1 protein-coding gene is annotated in these 1,399 nt (G+C 66.3%); it reads right to left on the bottom strand.

What is annotated here, in order from left to right; all coding sequences use genetic code 11:
• Nucleotides 1-178: 178 nt before the first annotated feature.
• Nucleotides 179-1,399, bottom strand: a 1,221-nt coding sequence (locus MOV74_RS38265; protein WP_246932708.1) for a replication-associated recombination protein A, incomplete at its 5' end; no start/stop codon positions are given.

Genomic DNA, 1,399 nt, shown 5'->3' with positions numbered 1-1,399 from the left:
GCCACTCGGCTTGCCTCCCGGACGCGGGCCGGCTGTCTTCGCGCTGCGCGCCTTGAACGGGCGCGCCTCCTTGCGCTCGTCGCGCGAACGGGGCTTTGGATCGGTTCTTTTGATACGGCGGCTCATGGCTGCCTGCGTACCCTAAAAGCCGGCTGCCGTCACGGCGAAATGGCCGCTTCTAGCCTGTGCCGCCCCGCTCCTTCCGCAGCTTCGCCCAGTAATCCAGCCGCTTTCTGATCTCGCGCTCGAAGCCGCGCTCGGGCGGGTCGTAGAAGGTCTGGCGGCCCAGAGCTTCGGGGAAGTAGTCCTGGCCGGAGAAGGCATCCGGCGCGTCGTGGTCGTATTCGTAAGATGCGCCGTAGCCTTCCGACTTCATCAGCTTGGTCGGGGAATTGAGGATGTGCTTTGGCGGCAGCAGCGAGCCGGCTTGCTTGGCGACCTGCATCGCCGTGCCGAAGGCGGTGTAGACGGCGTTCGATTTCGGCGCGGTGGCGAGATAGACCACGGCCTGCGCGATGGCGAGCTCGCCCTCGGGATGGCCGAGGAAGTCGAAGGTGTCTTTCGCCGCATTGGCGATGACGAGCGCCTGCGGATCGGCCAGGCCGATGTCCTCGACTGCCATGCGCACGACGCGGCGGGCCAGGAACAGCGGGTCCTCACCGGCGTCCAGCATCCGCGCAAGGTAATACAGCGCCGCATCGGGATCGGAGCCGCGCACCGATTTATGCAGCGCCGAGATCAGATTGTAGTGGCCATCGGCCGATTTGTCGTAAATCGGTGCACGGCGCTGCAGGATGTCCTGCAATTGCGCGGCGTTGAAAATCTCGTCCGCCCGCGCCGAGCGCCAGACCTCTTCGGCGAGCGTCAGCGATGCCCTACCGTCGCCGTCGGCCATGCGCACCAGCACCGCGCGCGCCTCGTCATCGAGCGGCAGCTTCCTGCCCTCGACCTCCTCGGCATGCGCGAACAGTTTTTCGATTGCCGCTGCGTCGAGCGAACGAAACACCAAAACGCGCGCGCGGGACAGAAGCGCCGCGTTGAGCTCGAACGACGGGTTCTCGGTGGTGGCGCCGACCATGACCACCGTGCCGTCTTCCATCACGGGCAGAAACGAATCCTGCTGGGCGCGATTGAATCTGTGCACCTCGTCGACGAACAGCAGCGTGCCCTTGCCCATCTCGCGGCGGGCGCGCGCGGCGTCGAAGGCCTTCTTCAGATCGGCAACGCCGGAGAACACCGCGGAGATCTGCTCGAAATGCAAATCCGTCGCATCCGCCAGCAGCCGCGCCACCGTGGTCTTGCCGGTGCCGGGCGGTCCCCAGAACACCAGCGATCCCAGCGTGCGCGTCTCCAGCATGCGCGTGAGCGCCCCGTCGGGGCCCAGGATATGGTCCTGGCC

Origin of the sequence: Bradyrhizobium sp. SHOUNA76 (assembly GCF_023006445.1) — a bacterium.
In the GTDB taxonomy this organism is placed as follows: Bacteria; Pseudomonadota; Alphaproteobacteria; order Rhizobiales; family Xanthobacteraceae; genus Bradyrhizobium.
This window is presented reverse-complemented; position numbering and strand designations above follow the sequence as displayed.